The 19,285-nt window shown below is 51.6% G+C and carries 16 protein-coding genes; 11 read left to right on the forward strand and 5 right to left on the reverse strand.

Translation table 11 applies throughout. From position 1 onward, the window contains the following. Nucleotides 1-6 precede the first annotated feature (6 nt). The 3 genes from patB (at nucleotide 7) to DBY86_RS03530 (ending at nucleotide 3,197) form a co-directional block, all read left to right on the forward strand. Nucleotides 7-990, forward strand: coding sequence for a peptidoglycan O-acetyltransferase PatB (gene patB, locus DBY86_RS03520; protein ID WP_107819038.1), 984 nt, complete (start codon nucleotides 7-9; stop codon nucleotides 988-990). Continuing rightward, entirely contained in the window at nucleotides 987-2,180 is a 1,194-nt protein-coding gene (locus DBY86_RS03525; RefSeq protein ID WP_107818935.1) for an SGNH/GDSL hydrolase family protein, read from the forward strand. Before patB ends, DBY86_RS03525 begins: the two co-directional genes overlap by 4 nt. Before the next feature lie 78 nt (nucleotides 2,181-2,258). Then, a complete protein-coding gene (locus DBY86_RS03530; RefSeq protein ID WP_107818936.1) occupies nucleotides 2,259-3,197 on the forward strand; it encodes a nuclease-related domain-containing protein in 939 nt (312 codons plus the stop codon). A gap of 4 nt (nucleotides 3,198-3,201) precedes the next feature. On the opposite strand, the gene DBY86_RS13900 is transcribed toward DBY86_RS03530, so the two are convergent. Beyond that, nucleotides 3,202-3,330 (reverse strand): hypothetical protein, encoded by a 129-nt coding sequence (locus DBY86_RS13900; protein ID WP_259677180.1) that lies wholly within the window; start codon nucleotides 3,328-3,330, stop codon nucleotides 3,202-3,204. Nucleotides 3,331-3,380: 50 nt separating this feature from the next. On the opposite strand from DBY86_RS13900, the gene DBY86_RS03535 reads away from it, so the two are divergent. Beyond that, nucleotides 3,381-4,934, forward strand: coding sequence for a fatty acid--CoA ligase (locus tag DBY86_RS03535; protein WP_107818937.1), 1,554 nt, complete (start codon nucleotides 3,381-3,383; stop codon nucleotides 4,932-4,934). An 89-nt stretch (nucleotides 4,935-5,023) separates the two neighbouring features. Here DBY86_RS03535 and DBY86_RS03540 read toward each other — a convergent pair whose 3' ends face one another. Then, complete coding sequence (locus tag DBY86_RS03540; RefSeq protein ID WP_002241635.1) at nucleotides 5,024-7,051, reverse strand: BCCT family transporter; 2,028 nt, start codon at nucleotides 7,049-7,051, stop codon at nucleotides 5,024-5,026. Between the two features lie 288 nt (nucleotides 7,052-7,339). Between DBY86_RS03540 and DBY86_RS03545 the strand changes: the two genes are divergently transcribed. Next, nucleotides 7,340-9,346 carry a site-specific recombinase gene (locus DBY86_RS03545; RefSeq protein WP_107818938.1) on the forward strand — a complete coding sequence of 669 codons (2,007 nt, stop codon included), beginning with the start codon at nucleotides 7,340-7,342 and terminating at the stop codon, nucleotides 9,344-9,346. A 122-nt stretch (nucleotides 9,347-9,468) separates the two neighbouring features. Here the strand turns inward: DBY86_RS03545 and mltB are convergent, their stop codons facing one another. The 3 genes from mltB to DBY86_RS03565 are packed head-to-tail and all read right to left on the reverse strand — an operon-like array spanning nucleotide 9,469 to nucleotide 12,191. After that, nucleotides 9,469-10,557 (reverse strand): lytic murein transglycosylase B, encoded by a 1,089-nt coding sequence (gene mltB / locus DBY86_RS03555; RefSeq protein ID WP_107818940.1) that lies wholly within the window; start codon nucleotides 10,555-10,557, stop codon nucleotides 9,469-9,471. Then, a complete protein-coding gene (locus tag DBY86_RS13585; protein ID WP_234403376.1) occupies nucleotides 10,557-10,742 on the reverse strand; it encodes a hypothetical protein in 186 nt (61 codons plus the stop codon). Before DBY86_RS13585 ends, mltB begins: the two co-directional genes overlap by 1 nt. Before the next feature lie 21 nt (nucleotides 10,743-10,763). Then, nucleotides 10,764-12,191 (reverse strand): acyl-CoA dehydrogenase family protein, encoded by a 1,428-nt coding sequence (locus tag DBY86_RS03565; protein ID WP_107818941.1) that lies wholly within the window; start codon nucleotides 12,189-12,191, stop codon nucleotides 10,764-10,766. A 286-nt stretch (nucleotides 12,192-12,477) separates the two neighbouring features. On the opposite strand from DBY86_RS03565, the gene yhhA reads away from it, so the two are divergent. From yhhA to panD, 6 genes are all read left to right on the forward strand, one after another. Beyond that, a complete protein-coding gene (gene yhhA, locus DBY86_RS13300) occupies nucleotides 12,478-12,627 on the forward strand; it encodes a YhhA family cyclophane-containing RiPP (RefSeq protein ID WP_167435377.1) in 150 nt (49 codons plus the stop codon). Nucleotides 12,628-12,636: 9 nt separating this feature from the next. Then, the gene (gene yhhB, locus DBY86_RS03575; protein WP_107818943.1) at nucleotides 12,637-13,746 is read left to right on the forward strand and encodes a cyclophane-forming radical SAM/SPASM peptide maturase YhhB; all 1,110 of its coding nucleotides are present in this window, start codon (nucleotides 12,637-12,639) and stop codon (nucleotides 13,744-13,746) included. Next, nucleotides 13,743-14,330, forward strand: a complete 588-nt coding sequence (yhhC, locus tag DBY86_RS03580; protein WP_107818944.1) for a cyclophane-containing peptide 2OG-Fe(II) oxygenase YhhC — start codon at nucleotides 13,743-13,745, stop codon at nucleotides 14,328-14,330. Before yhhB ends, yhhC begins: the two co-directional genes overlap by 4 nt. 470 nt (nucleotides 14,331-14,800) lie before the next feature. Continuing rightward, on the forward strand, nucleotides 14,801-18,211 hold the full coding sequence (gene mfd / locus DBY86_RS03585; protein ID WP_107818945.1) for a transcription-repair coupling factor: 3,411 nt from the start codon (nucleotides 14,801-14,803) through the stop codon (nucleotides 18,209-18,211). 72 nt (nucleotides 18,212-18,283) lie between these two features. Beyond that, on the forward strand, nucleotides 18,284-18,739 hold the full coding sequence (locus DBY86_RS03590) for a DUF2004 domain-containing protein (protein WP_107818946.1): 456 nt from the start codon (nucleotides 18,284-18,286) through the stop codon (nucleotides 18,737-18,739). Nucleotides 18,740-18,900: 161 nt separating this feature from the next. After that, a complete protein-coding gene (panD, locus tag DBY86_RS03595) occupies nucleotides 18,901-19,284 on the forward strand; it encodes an aspartate 1-decarboxylase (RefSeq protein ID WP_003752675.1) in 384 nt (127 codons plus the stop codon). The last annotated feature ends 1 nt before the right edge of the window (nucleotide 19,285 follow it).

A 19,285-nucleotide genomic window follows, 5' to 3' on the forward strand; every position in this document is an offset into this window, starting at 1 on the left:
TTGGACATGAAAAACTTTCTTTCCCTTTTCGCCTCCATACTGATGTCTGCCCTGATTGCCGTGTGGTTCAGCCAAAACCCCATCAACGCCTACTGGCAGCAGACCTACCACCGCAACAGTCCGCTCGAACCGCTTGCCTCCTACGGATGGTGGCGGAACGGTGCGGCGTTGCAAGAAAATGCCTACGCCTTTTCAGACGGCATCAAAGCCTTCCTGTCCAGCGAAACGCCGCCGGCGGCCCAAGACGGCGGTTCGGCAGATATGCCGTCTGAAGCCGCCGCATCCGAAGCCGTCCCTCAAACCAGTGAAACAGAATGGAAACAAGACACCGAAGCCGCCGCCGTCCGCAGCGGCGACAAAGTCTTTTTTGCCGGTGATTCGCTGATGCAGGGCGTTGCACCCTTCGTGCAAAAAAGCCTGAAACAGCAATACGGCATCGAATCCGTCAACCTCAGCAAACAAAGCACGGGGCTGTCCTACCCCTCATTCTTCGACTGGCCGAAAACGATTGAAGAAACCCTGAAAAAACATCCCGAAATCAGCGTGCTCGCCGTCTTCCTCGGTCCGAACGACCCGTGGGATTTCCCCGTCGGCAAACGCTACCTCAAATTCGCTTCCGACGAATGGGCGCAAGAATACCTGAAACGCACCGACCGCATCCTCGAAGCCGCCCGACAACACCACGTCCAAGTCGTCTGGCTCGGCATCCCCTACATGAAAAAAGCCAAGCTCGACGGGCAGATGCGCTACCTCGACAAACTGCTTTCGGAACACCTGGAAGGCAAAATCATCCTGATTCCCACCGCGCACACTCTGAGCGGCGGGGAAGACCGCTACACCGACTCCGTCAACGTCAACGGCAAACCCGTCCGCTACCGCAGTAAAGACGGCATACACTTTACCGCCGAAGGACAAAAACTGCTGGCGGCAAAAATAATGGAAAAAATCGTTTTTGAACCAAGTACGCAACCATCAAGTACACAGCCATGAACCCCAAACACCTCATCGCATTTTCCGCCCTGTTCGCCGCCATACAGGCAGAAGCCCTGCCCGTCGCCTCCGTCAGCCTCGACACCGTTACCGTTTCCCCGTCCGCCCCCTACACCGATACGAACGGGCTGCTGACCGACTACGGCAACGCCGCCGCCTCGCCTTGGATGAAAAAACTCCGATCCGTCGCACAGGGCAGCGGCGAGACCTTCCGCATCCTGCAAATCGGCGACTCGCACACCGCCGGCGACTTCTTTACCGACAGCCTCCGCAAACGCCTGCAAAAAACATGGGGCGACGGCGGCATAGGCTGGGTTTACCCCGCCAACGTCAAAGGGCAGCGTATGGCGGCCGTCCGCTATAACGGCAACTGGCAAAGCCTCACCAGCAGGAACAATACCGGAGACTTCCCGCTCGGCGGCATCCTTGCCCGAACAGGCGATAACGGCAGCATGACCCTGACCGCATCTGACGGCCAGACCGGCAAACAACGCATCTCCCTGTTTGCCAAACCCCTGCTCGCCGAACAAACCCTGACCGTCAACGGCAACACCGTCTCCGCCAACGGCGGCGGCTGGCAGGTACTGGATACGGGCGCGGCACTGCCCCTGACCATACAGACCGAAATGCCGTGGGACATCGGATTTATCAATATCGAAAATCCCGCCGGCGGCATTACCGTTTCCGCCATGGGCATTAACGGCGCACAATTGACCCAGTGGTCGAAATGGCGTGCCGACCGTATGAACGACCTTGCCCAAACCGGTGCCGATCTAGTCATCCTTGCCTATGGTACCAACGAAGCCTTCGGCGACAACATCGACATTGCCGATACCGAACAAAAATGGCTGGATACCGTCCGCCAAATCCGCGACAGCCTGCCCGCCGCCGGCATCCTCATCATCGGCGCACCCGAATCCCTGAAAAACACGCTCGGCGTATGCGGCACACGCCCCGTCCGCCTGACCGAAGTCCAACAGATGCAGCGGCGCGTCGCCCGTCAGGGGCAGACGATGTTTTGGTCTTGGCAAAACGCGATGGGCGGCGTTTGCAGTATGAAAAACTGGCTCAACCAAGGATGGGCCGCCAAAGACGGCGTACACTTCTCCGCCAAAGGCTACCGGCGCGCGGCGGAAATGCTCGCCGACAGCCTCGAAGAACTCGTCCGCTCCGCACACGCAAAACCGTAAACCCAAGACTTTCAGACGACATGAAAAATACAGATGCCTTCTGAAAATACTGTAAATAGAAAACATCAAGGAAACAATATGATTATTAAAGATTCTGATAATCGGGAAAATGATTTGTCGGAATTAAACCGGCTGCTTGAGTTGCCACAGCTGTCCCAAGAGCAGAAAAATCAGATTCAGAGAGAAATCCGCAACATCCAGTCTGGATTAAAAGGTGAAAAAGAAGCTGCTTATCAAATCAACTTCCTCTATGGAAACAACAAAAATTGGGCAGTCATTCATGATTTACGCTTAGAGTTGGAAGGACATTCCGCGCAGATTGATCACTTATTAATCAACCGTTTCTTAGAAATCTATGTTTGCGAAAGCAAACGGTTTGGCGAAGGTATTGCCATTAATGAATATGGGGAATTTTCGGCATTTTACCAAGGTAAACCCTATGGCATCGCTTCACCTATCGAACAAAACAACCGTCACCAGTTGTTTTTGTCCAGACTGTTCAGAAGCGACGAAATCGAACTGCCCGTCAGAATGGGGTTGAAAATGAAGCCCTCCCTGCACAGTCTTATTTTGGTTGCAAATTCTGCCATTATCCATCGGCCCAAGAACAGTCAAAATCCGAAAGAGTTGGAAAGAATTATTAAGAATGAGCAGTTGAAAAAACGGATTGACAAAGATATTGATGAAATCAGCCCATCTGCCTTTCTGCATCAAATGGCTTCCATGTCAAAAATTGTATCCGCAGACACGGTTATGGACTTAGCTCAAAAACTGGTCAAACTTCATAAACCGTTACAAATTGATTGGAAGGCGCGCTTTGGTATTGCGGAGCCAGAAAACACCCCTGAAACAAACCCTAAAGATAAAACACAGCCCATACCCGCTCGACGTTTGTTCTGCTGCTCATGCCATAAAACCGTTTCCGAGAATGTGGCTAAGTTTTGCTGGCAGAATAAAGTAAAATTCAACGGCAAAGTCTATTGTTTCACTTGCCAGAAAACTGTCGGACAAAAATAGTGTTTCAGACGGCATTCGCCTCAGGCATCGGAAGGACGGGGGCGAACCTCCGGCATACGGCGCAAAGGCGGCGTTTGATATGCCGTCTGAAGGCAAAGATGATAAACTGCCGCCTTCCGTTTTCAGACGGCATATTGTTTTCAAATGAGGGCGTTCTCCGTCCGCAACCATAAAGGAAGTTTCATGAACCGGACTTATGCCAATTTCTACGAAATGCTGACCGCCGCCTGCCGCAAAAACGGCAACGGCACGGCAGTGTTCGACGGCAAGGAAAAAACCGCCTACCGCGCGCTCAAGCAGGAAGCCGAAGCCGTTGCGGCGTATCTGCAAAATATCGGCGTGAAGTTCGGCGACACAGTCGCGCTGGCGGTTTCCAATTCCACAGAATTTATTACCGCCTATTTCGCCGTCTCCGCCATCGGCGCGGTCGCCGTGCCGATGAACACATTTTTGAAAAACAGCGAATACGCGTATATTTTGAACGACTGCAAGGCGCGCTTCCTGTTCGCCTCGGCCGGCCTGTCCAAAGAATTAGCGTGCTTGAAGGCGCAAACGCCCGTCGAAAAAATCATTTGGACGGGCCAAAGCCGGCCGGCCGGCGAAACGGCGGAAGGCGATGCCTTTTTTGAAGACGTGCGCCGCTTCCCCGAAAAACCCGACTTGGGCCGCCAACCCCGGATAAATGATTTGGCACACATCATCTACACCTCCGGCACGACGGGGCATCCCAAAGGCGCGCTAATCAGCTACGCCAACCTGTTCGCCAACCTGAACGGCATCGAACGCATCTTTAAAATCTCCAAGCGCGACCGCTTTATCGTTTTCCTGCCGATGTTCCACAGCTTCACGCTGACGGCTATGGTGCTGCTGCCGATTTATATGGCGTGTTCGATTATTTTGGTCAAATCCGTTTTCCCGTTTTCCAACGTTTTGAAACAGGCACTGCTCAAACGCGCGACCGTATTTTTGGGCGTGCCCGCGATTTACACCGCGATGAGCAAGGCGAAAATCCCTTGGTATTTCAGATGGTTCAACCGCATCCGCCTGTTTATCAGCGGCGGCGCGCCTTTGGCGGAACAAACCATCCTCGATTTCAAAGCCAAGTTCCCCCGCGCCAAATTGCTGGAAGGATACGGACTGAGCGAAGCCTCGCCCGTCGTCGCCGTCAATACGCCCGAGAGGCAAAAAGCCCGCAGCGTCGGCATCCCCCTTCCCGGTTTGGAAGTCAAAGCCGTCGATGAAGAACTGGTCGAAGTGCCGCGCGGCGAAGTGGGCGAACTGATTGTCAGGGGCGGTTCGGTGATGCGGGGCTACCTCAATATGCCTGCCGCCACCGATGAAACCATCGTCAACGGCTGGTTGAAAACGGGCGATTTCGTTACCATAGACGAGGACGGCTTCATCTTTATCGTCGACCGCAAAAAAGATTTGATTATTTCCAAAGGTCAAAATGTCTATCCGCGCGAGATCGAAGAAGAAATCTACAAACTCGATGCCGTCGAAGCCGCCGCCGTCATCGGCGTGAAAGACCGTTATGCCGACGAGGAAATCGTCGCCTTCGTCCAATTGAAGGAAGGTATGAATCTGGGCGAGGACGAAATCCGCCGCCACCTGCGTACCGTGCTGGCAAATTTCAAAATCCCCAAACAGATCCACTTTAAAGACGGGCTGCCGCGCAACGCTACGGGCAAGGTATTGAAACGGGTGTTGAAGGAGCAGTTTGAAAAAAACAAATGAACGCCGTGCCCTCTGAAGCCCCGTCCGGCAAAAAAATGCGGTGAATCTGCTTCACCGCATTTTTTTGGCAAACGCCGGAGATAAGGCACTTACTCTGCCAATTCCACCTGCTCGTGCGCCATCAGTTCCTGACCGACATCATCCAACAACATCAAATAACGTTCGTAGTTTTTCAAAATGTCGGCAATCAGCTCGTCCTTGTTCATATACTGCACATCGTACCCGACGCGCCCGTCGAAAAAATAAGCGTAGGGTTTGTAAGTTGTCTGATGCCGGATATGCGGCAGCTTGCCGTCGTTAATCAACTGGTCGGATACATCCTGCCCGACAGACTTAATCCCGTACATAAAATCGCGCATCGTCTCTTTCCGAATGACGAACTCGATTGCGGGCTCGTCCTGATGAAACATCTTATCGACCCGGACGCTCAAGCCGTATTCTTCCGAAAGCTCCCGTTGCAACTCGTGCATAGCGGGCGATGCGGTATGTTTGAGGAATTTTAAAATATCCTGCTCCTGCGTCTGGCTCATTATCTGCACCAGCCGTTCTTTCCACTTGCCGCCCGTCCAAAATACACTGGTAGGGTTAACCCGGGTCTCAAAATATTTCTTATCCGCACTCAAGCCTTTCCACAGGCTGAAACACATTATCAGCATCAGCAGGGCAAACGGCAGGGAAACAATCAGGGTCATAGACTGCAGGTTGCCGAGTCCGCCCGAGCGCATCAGCAAAACGGCAACGGCAGACATCAGCACGCCCCACATAACCGCCTGCCACCGTGGCGCGCTCAAGCCTTTGTCCCGAGAGGTAATATTGTTCAGGACATAAATCCCGGAATCGGCAGAAGTTACAAAAAACAGGGAAATGACCAGCAGGCTGACGATGCTCGTCAATTCGGGCAGGGGGAGGTAATTAAAGAATTTAAAAAGCAGCGTTTCCGGAGAGGAGGTCATCTTTTCGAGCATTCCCCCCGCAACCCCGTCATTCAGCCAAATCGCCGTATTGCCGAAGACGGTAAACCACAAAACGCCGAACAGGCCGGGGATGAGCAAAACCCCGAAGACAAACTCGCGGATGGTGCGCCCCTTTGAAATGCGCGCGATAAACAAACCCACAAACGGCGCCCAAGAACACCACCACGCCCAATAAAGCACCGTCCAAGATTCAAACCACGGCTTGTGTTCCCGTTCGTACGCATAAGTTTTAAAACTGAGGCGCACCAGATTTTCGAGGTAGTTCCCTATGTTGTCGCCGAATGCCGACAACAGGTAAACAGTGGGCCCCGCCGCCAAAACAAAAAACAGCAGCAAAAACGCAAGGCCCAGGTTCAACTCGCTCAACACCTTCACGCCCTTCCCCACCCCGGATATTGCCGAAACGACGGCGAGGGACATGACGGCGGCGATAATCAAAACCTGCACGCTGAAGCTGTTTTCGGCAATCCAGCCCATTTCCTGCAATCCGGCGCCCAGTTGGGAAGCCCCGAACCCCAATGTGGTGATGATGCCGAAAAAAGTAGCAAGCAACGCCATAATATCAATGGCATCGCCGAACCTTCCGGAAATTTTTTCTTTCAACAGGGGGTAAAAACAAGAACGCAGGGCAAGCGGCAGCTTGTAGCGGAAACCGAAATAAGCCAAAGCCAATGCAATCGTACCGTACACCGACCAAGCGTGAACGCCCCAATGGAACACCGTGTGCAGCAATGCCTGCTGCTGCCTGTGTTCCGGCGTGCCGGCCGTAATGTCCGAAAAATAATGCATCAACGGCTCTGCCACGCCGAAAAACATCAGACCCACGCCCATCCCGGCCGCAAACAGCATCGCCAGCCACGACAGGAAGCCGAATTCCGGCACATCTTCATCCCGTCCGAGCCTGATGTTTCCTAAACTGCTGACCGAGAGTATCAGCAGGAAACCCAGAAAAATGGAAAACGTTAAAACATAAAACCAGCTGAACTCGGTAAAAATGACTTCTTTTGCCCGATCGAGCCACATCTGTACCTGATCCGGCACGGTTAAAACCAATACCACCAAAACACACACAAAAAACAAAGTCGTCAAAATAACCATCGGATTAAATGACGTTCGGCGTTCTATAAATTCAGACAGGGACAAACCTTCTCACTCCTTTGTTAAAAACAGACAAACCCGGTCATCGGGCAAAGCGGTCAAAACCTGCCGACAAAATACCGGCTTCCGGATGACGAAATGCACAAACCGGCCGAAATTGTTATAATCGAAAAAATTAAAAATCAATACGGATTATTCTATCAGATTGATTTATCGATATTTATTATATCATTAATATAGTTTGATTTCAAACCGGCGGAAAATGCGCCGCCTTCCGCAGGCGCGCCCTCCCCGCCATCGGGGCGTTTAACGCCGGATTGCCGATGCGGTACAATGGCTGATATGAAGAAAATTACCCCTCAAAACCTGCGCCCCCTGCTTTCGGAAAGCTTGGGACATACCGATTTTGTCAACGTCCTCAACGCACTGATTAAATTTTTGCGCCGTGGCGGCAAAAAATGTGCGGGGGAGCGTTTCGACCTGATTATCGACACATTCAAACAAGACAGGGAATTACTGTCCCGCTTCAGCCGGTGTTTTTACATCTGGCTCGCGCAAATACACATTTATCCGGCACTCATCAAACTCGGCATCTTCTCGCGCCACAGCTTTGCCCGGGAAATGGGCATACGCATCTACGAACGCTTCAGCCCGTCATATAAAGATTTTGCCAACTTGGGCGAAGTCTTCCTTTATCTTTTCCATTCCGAAAACGACGACAAATGGCTGCAAACGCTCAATATCCGCCAATGGCTGGTTTTATACGAACTCATCCGGAGCCACGCCGAACCGTCCAAATTGCAGACGGCGGGCATCCGCCTTGCCGATGCCCGTTTGCGCGCCATCGAAATGCTGTCTGTCTGGACGGCATCCGAAGCCATCGAACCCGACCTCATCCGCATCTCCCCGCGCCTGCTGGAAGCCGATTCTTCCTTCGTCGCCCTCCAGCGCGAAACCGCCAAACTGGTCGAACACTACCGCAACGGCACCGCGCCTTACGACACCGCCCACCTCGAAGTGATGTTCGACCAATGTTTCAGCCAGATTGACTATTTGCGCCGCAAAGGGACGGGGGCCGGCTCCGGTTCGTCGGTCAAAGTCGCCCACCTGCTCGAACGGCTCCGGCAGACCGTAGGCCGTCTGAAGCTGCTCACCGACATCCAAACCGGTGCCGGCAACAGCAACCGCCTGACCATCGCGCTGATGAACTCCCTCATCTACGCGGCGGTCGAACAATACAGCACCCGCCACCTGCGCCGCAGCAGCATCCGTATGCTTGCCCGCAGCATTACCGAAAACAAAAGCCACCACGGCGAACACTACATCACCCGCAACCGCAAAGAATATTTCAAAATGTTCTACTCGGCGGCAGGCGGCGGCATCATCATCGCCCTGATGGCGTTGCTCAAAATCCGCATCGGCACACTCGGCCTCAGCCCCTTCCTCGCCTCCTTGTCGGCGGGGTTCAACTACGGCATCGGCTTTATGATCATCCATATGCTGCACTGCACCGTCGCCACCAAGCAGCCCGCGATGACTGCCGCCAGCTTTGCCGAACAGGTCGATCTCAACGAAGGCGGCAAAGCGGTGGACAACAAACTCGCCAAGCTCCTCATCGACGTATGCCGCTCCCAAAGCGTCGCTGTCTTCGGCAACGTTTCCATCGCCATCCTTTTGGCGTGCGCCATATCGTTCGGCTATGCCCATCTGTACCGGCAGCCCATACTCGATGCCCACACCGCCGCCTACCAGTTCAAATCCATAGACATCATCGCTTACCCGACGCTGTGGTATGCAGCCATTGCAGGTCTGTGGCTGTTCTGTTCCGGCATCATCGCAGGTTTTTTCGACAACCGCGCCGACTACCTCAACCTGCGCCAACGCCTGCCCTTCAACCCCTTGCTGCGTAAAATCATGCGCCCCGGACCCCGCCGTGTCCTCGCCGCCTATATCCACAAACACTACGGCTCGCTGGTCGGCAACTTTATTTTCGGGATGCTCCTGGGTATGACCGGCTATTTCGGACACCTACTCGGGCTGCCGCTGGACATCCGCCACGTCGCCTTTTCCTCCGCCAACCTCGGCTATGCCGCCGTCAGCGGCAACGTCGGCTTGGGCACGTTCGTACTCGGCATTTTCAGTGTCCTCGCCATCGGCCTGGTCAACCTCTGCGTCAGCTTCAGCCTCGCCCTCTTCGTCGCCCTGCGATCGCGCGGCACGAAAATCGGCAGCATCCGAAACCTGATCAAAAGTTTTTGGAATCAGATTAAAAGCAATCCCTGCATACTTTTCCTCCCGCCCGCCAAAGGACAGGGACACCCTCCTTCGGACAAGCCTTGACCGGCAATGCCGTTTGAAACGGGCTTCGCCCCGAATACCGCCCTGATGCGGGAAATCCCCATAAAAGGATGCAAAAATGCCGTCCGAACCGCGTTTCGGTTCAGACGGCATTTTAAAAAACACTACAATCCCGGGCCGCCAAGCGAATTGGCAATGTCCCTGACCGCCGTTACATACATCCGGCTGTGGTTGTACTGCCATACCGTATAAAAATTGTTCAAACCCAAATAATATTCAAACACACCGGGTGCGGTTTCCAGTTTGAACAAAACCGCCTTTTCATCATCTGCGAGCGTTTCCCCGGGGATGATGCCGTACGCCTTCAAATCCGCCACCGTCCGCGTCAGGGCGGTTTTTTCGCCAATGATTGCCTGAACATCCGCACCCGTGTCCAACGTCGCCGGCACCAGTATTTTCTCGCCCGTGCGCCAACCGTGCTGCTTCATATAATTGGCAACCGATGCCGCAACATCGCCGACGTTGCCCCATATGTCCCGATGTCCGTCCCCGTCATAATCCACCGCCCATTTCCGGTAGCTCGAAGGCATAAATTGCGGCATCCCCATTGCGCCCGCATAGCTGCCTTTAAAGGCGAAAACATCGCTGCCTTCTTCTTTTGCCAGCTTTAAAAGCTCGACCAATTCGTTTTGGAAAAACCCTGCTCGGCGGGGGTAATCGAAGCCTAAAGTCGCCAATGCGTCCGCCACACGGAAACTGCCCGTATTTTTGCCGTAATTCGTTTCAATCCCGATAACCGCCACGATAAGCTCGGCAGGCACGCCGTATTTTTGCGCCACATCATCGATAACCGCGCGGTTTTCCGCATAAAACCGGCGCGCGCCGTGAAATTTTGCCCTGCCCGAATTTCCCGTGCGGAACTCATACCACGGACGCGATGTGGAGGGTCGGTGCATAATCTTGACGATGTCCGCCTTGTAAGCCGCTTTGTCAAAAAAATCCTGCCATTCCGCCCGGGAAAAATCCCCTTTCCCGACTTCATCGTCCACAAAACGGCGGACATTTGCATTGGCGGCAAACCCGCTGTCGGATACCGGTACGGCTGCCGCGTCAAACGCGGGGCGGCTTTCTTTTTTCATTTCATCCGCGCGGGGGGGCTTGGGCTTCATTTGCCCGGGGCGGGCCTCCATCGCCGTACAGGCAGACAAAGCCGCCAAACAAATTGCCAACGGCAGTATTTTTCTCTTTTTCATCAATATGTTCCGAACAAATAAGGTAAGTGGGAAATGTAGCAAAACAAGGGCGCGGCGCGAAATGCGGCATCCGGCGCAATCGGCGGCTTTGCGGAATGCCGCGCGTTGCCTTTTGCACCGCCCGAAATCCGTGTGCCGCCGCCGGAAATACCGTCTGAAGGCACGTTCCCCCCTTCAGACGGCATTGCCTGCTCCGTATTTGCCCGCTATCCGCAATATCGGCAGTCCAATATATCTTTGCGGATGTCGTTCAGCAGGAAGGCTGCGGTGTCTTCGTGTTCCGCCTGTACGAAGGCGAAGAGTCGGGCAATGATTTTGCCGATGAAGACTTTTTGCAGGGCGCAGGCGTCGGTCAGGGTGTGTTCCTGCAGGAAGCTGCGGATGTCTTCGGGCAAAGTGTAATCGCGGGCGACGGCGGCAAAGCGGGCATCGGTTTGCAGGCGGTCAAGCAGGGTTTGGTTTTTGTCCAACTTAATGCCCGCTTCTTTTTCTTCGGCGGTGGCGCGGACGAACTGGTCGTAAATTTCGGCATAAAGCATATCGTTCGGACCTTCGAAGATGGTGAAGGGGCGGATGTCGATAGCGATATTGCTGGCGGTGTGTCCGCGTTCAAAACCCTTCGCGCCCAAGAGTTTTTGCAACATTTGGGCAGCGGCGTATGTGTATTCCGTGGCGAGGGTTTTGATGATGTTTGCCTCCATCAGCTGATGGGCGACGGGGGCAACGGGCGAAACGCAATGGCAGACGTAGCGGTAAAGGATTTCGGAAACCTGATGGCGGCGTTGGATTTCGCGGCGTTCGTAATCGACAAATTTGATGTCGTGGCGGACGTATCGGTTCAGGTTGTCAAGGATGTATTCCATGATGCCGTGCGTCATGCCAATCAGTTGCAGGCGGCTGCGGATAAAGATGTTTTGGAACGCGCGCAAACCGGCCGCGTCGCCCTGAGAGAGTTTCATCACGGCGGCTGCAGGCATTTGGGCATCGATGCGGTTGACGGCGTAACGGACGGCGCGCAGGCCTTCGGATGCGAGGGTTTCGCAGCGGATGTATGTTTTGGGGACGAGCAGCAGGTCGATGACTTTGGCGAGTTTGCCGTTTTTGCGTTCTTTGGCGGCAACGAGGAGGAAGTCGCTTTGCGAATTGCCCTGCCAATATTTCGCGGCGTTAACGTAAATGGTTTTATCGTCGATGTATTCGTAGTAAGACTGCATTTCGCGGGCAATCGCCGCGCCGGAGGTTTCGGGTTCGGTAATGCCCAAACCGCCGCCCTCGCCTTTGAAAATCATCTCCAAACCTTGCGCGACTTGCGCTTCGTCACCGAATTCTTGCAGAGGCTGCAACACCAGCGCGCCTTCGATGCCTGTACGCAGCGTAACGGGCACGCCGTAATGCCCCGCAATCCGCAATACTTCCTGAATTTCAAACTGGCTGCCCTTGCGCCCGCCGTGTTTTTTGTCGAGGAAGGGCAACAGCAAACCCGCCTGCTTCAAGGCAAGCCATTTGTCTTCGGGCAGGTATTGCATCAGGTCGATGCCGTCTGAAAAAATGCGGCGGAATACGGATTCGATGTGCTTTAAAAAAGCAGCCGTGTCCATGGTTGACGGCTGCGCGCTCGGTTCGGTGTGTATCATCGGCTTCCTCTGTCAGTTCCCATTAATCGGCGGCCGGTCAAACCGCCTGCCACGGTTTAGAGTTAAGTTTCTAAACTTTATACCACAAACTTACCTAGGCAACAATGATTATCGGACAGCTTGAATAACTCACAACGTAGCAGCTGCAGCCGTTTCCAAATTTAATTATAAAATATTAAAAATAACATATTGATTTTTAATAAAAACTAATTGTTTACATTATATATATATAATGGCAACCGTACTGCTTTATTGAATCTTCCCAACCATTATTATGGAGGCTTAAATGCTGAATAAAAATCACTTAATTAACCCAAAAATGCCGATTAACCACCCATTACTTTCTCGATTAATTAAAGAAGTTGAGAATGAGCAGAAAACAGCGATGATGCTCAAATATGACCGCACGCACAACCGCCATAACCGTGGTCAGTAATATTAAGTTATGATTGATACTGTTTTATTGAAGGTCGCCAGTAGGTGTAATCTAAATTGCACCTACTGTTATGTGTACCATTTAGGTGATGACGGTTGGAAAGACAATACCAAACTGCTTAGTGAAAAAGTTATTGATGATATTGAGGAATCTTTGTTTAATTTATACTCTTTTCAAGGAAAAAGTTTTGCGATTGTTCTTCATGGTGGCGAACCTTTTTTATTGCCAAAACATCGACTTGAATATTTATTGAAAAAATTGCGGCATAGATTGCCTGAATATACTACTGTTTCAATTCAAACTAATGGGCTTCTTCTTACAGAAGAATTGATTACACTTTGTTATACATATAACGTAACTATTTCTATCAGCTTGGATGGTCCGCAAAACATCAATGATGAAATGAGGCTGGATCATTTAGGACGTGGTTCATTTTACCGCATTATGGATAGTCTTCGCCTAATAAAAAATCATCCATTTTCAAATCAAGTTTTTACTGGTTGCTTGGCTGTTATTAACCCTTTAAGCAACCCTAAAGAGGTTTATAATTTTTTTAAAAAATTAAATATTCCAAGTGTTAATTTCTTAATGAGAGACGGCAATCATGACCGGTATCCCTTTGGGAAATCAAGTTTTGAATCATTAGAATATGGAAAATGGTTAGAATCTTTATGGAATTTATATTTCTATGACCCCAATCCTATCCCTATAGCATTTTTTGACAACTACATTAAACTGCTGATTGGAGGGTTTAGTTCGAAAGAGGGAACAGGAACTGAAACTTCAGGCATTTTGATTATTGACACAAATGGAGATATTACCAAGAACGATACCCTAAAAAGCACAAAGAATCGGGCAGACAGATTCGAGTTTTCGTGGAATGTATCCAAGAATAATTTAATAGAACTAATCCAATCTGATGAATTTAAGGATTACTTGGAACTTCAAAATCCAACATCAAAAAAATGTAAAAATTGTCGCTATTTGTCAATCTGTGGCGGTGGGATGCCCCTATATCGTTGGAGTGATAAAAACGGATTTGATAATCCATCCGTATTCTGCCAAGACCACATATATATCATTGAAACCATATCAAACACATTAGAAAAATATCTATGAAGATAAATACAAATAATATTCAATGCAATAAAATACCTTTTCCTCATGCTTTTTCTAAAAATTTTTTAGATGAGCAACAAGCAAAAGATATTTTAGAATGGTTGAAAATTGCCCCTTGGCATTTAACTATTACAGATTTCTACAGCCAGTACGAATTTTTACTTGATATACAGAATGTACCAAAAAACCTACAATTCTTGATTAGCGATGAAACAAAGCAAAGATTAAAGAATTTAATGGAGAATTTATTTTCATGTCAATTAAAGGATAGTGTCGAGATAGTTGCCCATCGCTTATTAGACAATCAAATCATCAAAATTCACAATGATTACATTGAAGAAGCTGATTTTGAAACTGAATCGCATCGCCTGCTTATTCAACTAAACCACAGCTGGCCTGCTGATAATGGCGGATACTTAATGATTTTTAACAGCGAAGATCCACAGGATATAGCTAATATAATTTTACCGGAGCATCGAAGTATGTTCGCATTTGAAATATCAAGGGAATCTCATCACACCGTTAGCAAAATTTATGCCGGTTGCCGCTACACCCTGATTTTTAATTTCTACAGAAATAAATAAATCTTATTTGATAAAACATGTTTCAACAAACAGGACGGCACATAAAAGCGTCGCCCTGTGTGCCGTCCTGAATGGGGGGGCACTTTCACATCCGATTAGATTCTATTGCCATAAGTGGCAAGGCTTCAACCAAAAGCACTCCTTCCGATGAGGCGTAATATATAAGGAGTTGAGATAAAGATTATCTTCCCCCTTGATACTAATAATGCCGACATATTTTATATTTTCGTTTCTTAACCTCACTTTGCCTTGCCATTTGAAAAACTGAAACTTACTATCCGGTAGCAAAGGTAGCGTTTTACACATCCTTTTTTCCCATAAAATCAAGTTTTCTTCGAGATACAAAAGCCGTTTAAAAAACCAGGCAAGTATCCTGTTCTTAATCTGTTAAAATTCCATCTATACAGCCTGACTAACCCCGAAGCGGCTCGAAATTTTTTCCGGCTGCCGCAAGCCATTATCCCTACGCCATGACCTACCCCATCCCCAAACCCCGTGAAAAATCCCGTTGGCTCAATCTTTCGCAAGGCTCGCTGCCCTTGGCTTTGGCGCGTTATCTGCCGCATAAGCAGATCAAGGTTGTCTTGACCCAAGATGCGGAACAGGCGCTACGCCTTCAGACGGCCTGGCGGTTTTTCCGTCCGCACGATACGGCGGTGTTCCTGCCGGACTGGGAAACGTTGCCTTACGAGCGTTTTTCTCCGCATCAGGATTTGGTGTCGGAGCGCTTGTCGGCGTTGTGGCAGATTAAAAGCGGTGCGGCGGACGTGTTGTTCGTACCGGTTGCCACGGCGATGCAGAAGCTGCCGCCCGTGCCGTTTCTGGCGGGGCGCACGTTTTGGCTGAAAACGGGGCAGACTCTGGATATAGGCCGTCTGAAAACCGATTTGACGGATGCGGGCTACAACCATGTTTCCCACGTTGTCGCGGCGGGCGAATTTGCCGTGCGCGGCGGCATTGTCGATTTGTTCCCGATGGGTAGCGAAATGCCCTACCGCATCGATTTGTTCGACGATGAAATCGACAGCATCAAAACCTTTGACACGGACACGCAGCGCACCATCTCCCCCGTTTCCGAAATCCGCCTGCTGCCGGCGCACGAGTTTCCCACCGACAGCGAAGCACAAAAAATCTTCCGAAGCCGCTTCCGCGAGGAAGTCGATGGCAATCCGAACGATGCCGCCGTGTACAAAGCCGTCAGTAACGGCCATTTCGGTGCGGGTGTGGAATATTATCTGCCGCTGTTTTTTGAAAACGAGTTGGAAACGCTGTTTGACTATATCGGCGAGGATGCGCTGTTTGTCTCTTTGGGCGACGTTCACGCCGAGGCCAACCGCTTTTGGGGCGATGTCAAATCGCGTTACGCGATGGCGCATGGCGACGAAACCTATCCGCCTTTGCTTCCACAGCATTTGTATCTCTCTGCCGATGTATTCGCAGGCCGTCTGAAAAACTACGGACAAGTGCTGCCCGATGTTTCCGGCAAGGAACACAGCCTGCCCAACCTTGCCGTCAACCGCCAAGCAGATGAACCGTTGCAGGCATTGAAGGATTTTCAGACGGCCTTTGACGGACGGATTTTGCTGTGCGCCGAAAGTTTGGGACGACGCGAAACCATGCTCGGTTTCTTGCAGCAAAACGGCTTGAAAGCCAAAAGCGTATCCGACTGGCAGGGCTTCTTGTCGGCGCATAAGCCGCTGATGATTACAGTGGCGCCGTTGGCTTACGGGTTTAAATTAGAAGATCAAAACATCGCGGTTATTACTGAATCCGATCTTTATCAATATGTTGCCCGCTCGCGCAAATATCATCGCAAGAAACACGCCGCCGTTTCAGACGGCCTGTTGCGCGACCTTGCCGAAATCAATATCGGCGACCCTGTCGTGCACGAAGAACACGGCATCGGCCGATATATGGGCTTGGTCACAATGGACTTGGGCGATGAAACCAACGAAATGATGTTGCTTGAATATGCAGGCGAAGCTCAGCTTTATGTGCCTGTTTCTCAGCTGCATTTAATCAGCCGCTACTCCGGCCAGGCGCATGAAAACGTTACCCTGCACAAGCTTGGCAGCGGCGCGTGGAACAAGGCGAAACGCAAAGCCGCCGAAAAAGCGCGCGATACCGCCGCCGAGTTGCTCAACCTCTACGCCCAACGCGCCGCCCAATCGGGACACAAGTTTGAAATCAACGAGCTGGACTATCAGGCGTTTGCCGACGGTTTCGGCTACGAAGAAACCGAAGACCAGGCTGCCGCCATCGCTGCCGTGATTAAAGATTTGACGCAGGCGAAACCTATGGACCGCCTTGTGTGCGGCGATGTCGGCTTCGGCAAAACCGAAGTCGCCCTACGCGCTGCGTTTGTGGCGGTGATGGGCGGCAAACAGGTTGCCGTACTCGCCCCGACTACGCTTCTGGTCGAGCAACATGCGCAAAACTTCGCCGACCGCTTCGCCGATTTCCCCGTGAAAGTCGCCGGCCTTTCGCGTTTCAACAACAGCAAAGCCACCAAAGCCGCGCTGGAAGGCATGGCGGACGGCACGGTCGATATCGTTATCGGTACGCACAAACTGGTACAAGACGATATAAAATTCAAAAACTTAGGCTTAGTGATTATCGATGAAGAACACCGCTTCGGCGTGCGTCAAAAAGAGCAGCTCAAACGCCTGCGCGCCAATGTCGATATCCTCACCATGACCGCCACGCCGATTCCGCGCACCCTCAGCATGGCGCTCGAAGGGCTGCGCGACTTCTCGCTGATTACCACTGCGCCCAGCCGCCGCCTCGCCGTCAAAACTTTTGTCAAACCTTTCAGCGAAGGCAGCGTGCACGAAGCCGTATTGCGCGAACTCAAACGCGGCGGACAAGTGTTTTTCCTGCACAATGAAGTGGATACGATTGAGAATATGCGCGAGCGGTTGGAAACCCTGCTGCCCGAAGCCCGCATCGGCGTGGCACACGGACAACTGCGCGAGCGCGAGCTGGAACAAGTGATGCGCGACTTTTTGCAGCAAAGATTCAACGTGTTGCTCTGTTCAACCATCATCGAAACCGGCATCGACATTCCCAACGCCAACACCATCATCATCAACCGCGCCGACAAATTCGGGCTGGCGCAACTGCACCAGCTTCGCGGTCGCGTCGGCCGCAGCCACCACCAAGCCTACGCCTACCTGCTCACGCCCGAATACATCACCAAAGACGCAGAAAAACGCCTCGATGCCATTGCGGCGGCAGACGAACTCGGCGCAGGTTTCACCCTCGCCATGCAGGATTTGGAAATCCGCGGCGCAGGCGAAATCCTCGGCGAAGGGCAGTCCGGCGAAATGATGCAGGTCGGCTTCACGCTCTACACCGAAATGCTCAAACAAGCCGTGCGCGACCTCAAAAAAGGCCGCCAGCCCGACCTCGACGCGCCATTAGGCATTACCACCGAAATCAAACTGCACAGCCCGGCATTATTGCCCGAAGATTACTGCCCCGACATCCACGAACGGCTCGTCCTCTACAAACGCCTCGCCGTCTGCGAAACCGTGCAGCAAATCAACGCCATACACGAAGAACTCGTCGACCGCTTCGGCCTGCCCGAACAACCCGTCAAAACCCTCATCGAAAGCCACCACTTACGGCTTGCGGCAAAAGAATTGGGTATCGATGCCATCGATGCTACAGGCGAAGCCGTAACCGTTACCTTCGGCAAACACCACTGTATCGACCCGACGGAGATTATCCTGCTGATTCAGACGGATAAAAAATACCGGCTGGCAGGGGAAGACAAATTGAGGTTTGCAGCGGAAATGGAAAACATCGAAGTCAGGATCAACACCGTCAAAACCGTGCTAAAAACCCTGCAAGGCAAACGCCTGCCCAAAGGAAATTGATGTAACGATGCCGTCTGAAGAACACCGTTCAGACGGCATACAATCTCCCAATCCTCACCAAAAGGAACAATCATGTCGATTTTTCACCCCTATTTCCGACAACTGTCCACCGAAGGTTTTGACGGAGAAGAAGATGTCCTCTGGGAAGACGAGCTGACCGTCAAAGGCAATCTTGTCGAGGTATCCCTGTGGGCAGAAAATGAAAACAGCCTGCCAACCAAAACATTGGATGCATTTGCCGCCTTCCTGTCCGAATTGGAAAAAGCCGACGATGCTGCACGCGCCGCACTGACGGAATATTTGAAACGGGACAGCCGCTATATCGACTTTCACACCGAAGATACCCAAACAAGCCGTGATGCGGCAAAGTTTGTCCGCACCATGCAGTTGACCTATATCAGCTTATGGGCAGAAAGTCCGGCTTTTGCCGTTATGGATTATATGCCCGCCAATATGGAAAGCGACGAAATCCTTGCCGTCAAACTGCATTTGGACGGCAGCATTTTCTCAATCGATTGGGAGAGTTGAACCGGATTGCCAATCGGCAAAAATGAAATGCCGTCTGAAAACAGCTTCCCTGCCCGAAGCCTTGCCATTATGAATTTGAAGGAAACTCCACTATAATACGGCATTCAGATTTTCAGACGGCATCACGCCCGTCAGACCGCACACAAACCAAAAGGAAATACATGTTCCGTACTATGCTTGGCGGAAAAATCCACCGCGCCACCGTAACCGAAGCCGATTTGAACTACGTCGGCAGCATTACCGTCGATCAAGACCTGTTGGACGCGGCAGGCATCTATCCCAACGAAAAAGTCGCCATCGTCAACAACAACAACGGCGAACGTTTTGAAACCTATACCATTTCAGGCAAACGCGGCAGCGGCGTGGTCTGCCTGAACGGTGCGGCGGCCAGGCTGGTGCAGAAAGGCGACATCGTCATCATCATGTCTTATATCCAACTCTCCGAACCGGAAATCGCCGCGCATGAACCCAAAGTCGTCTTGGTAGACGGAAACAACAAAATCCGCGACATCATCTCCTACGAGCCGCCGCACACCGTGCTGTAAC

Source organism: Neisseria bergeri, from assembly GCA_003044455.1.
Lineage (GTDB): Bacteria > Pseudomonadota > Gammaproteobacteria > Burkholderiales > Neisseriaceae > Neisseria > Neisseria bergeri.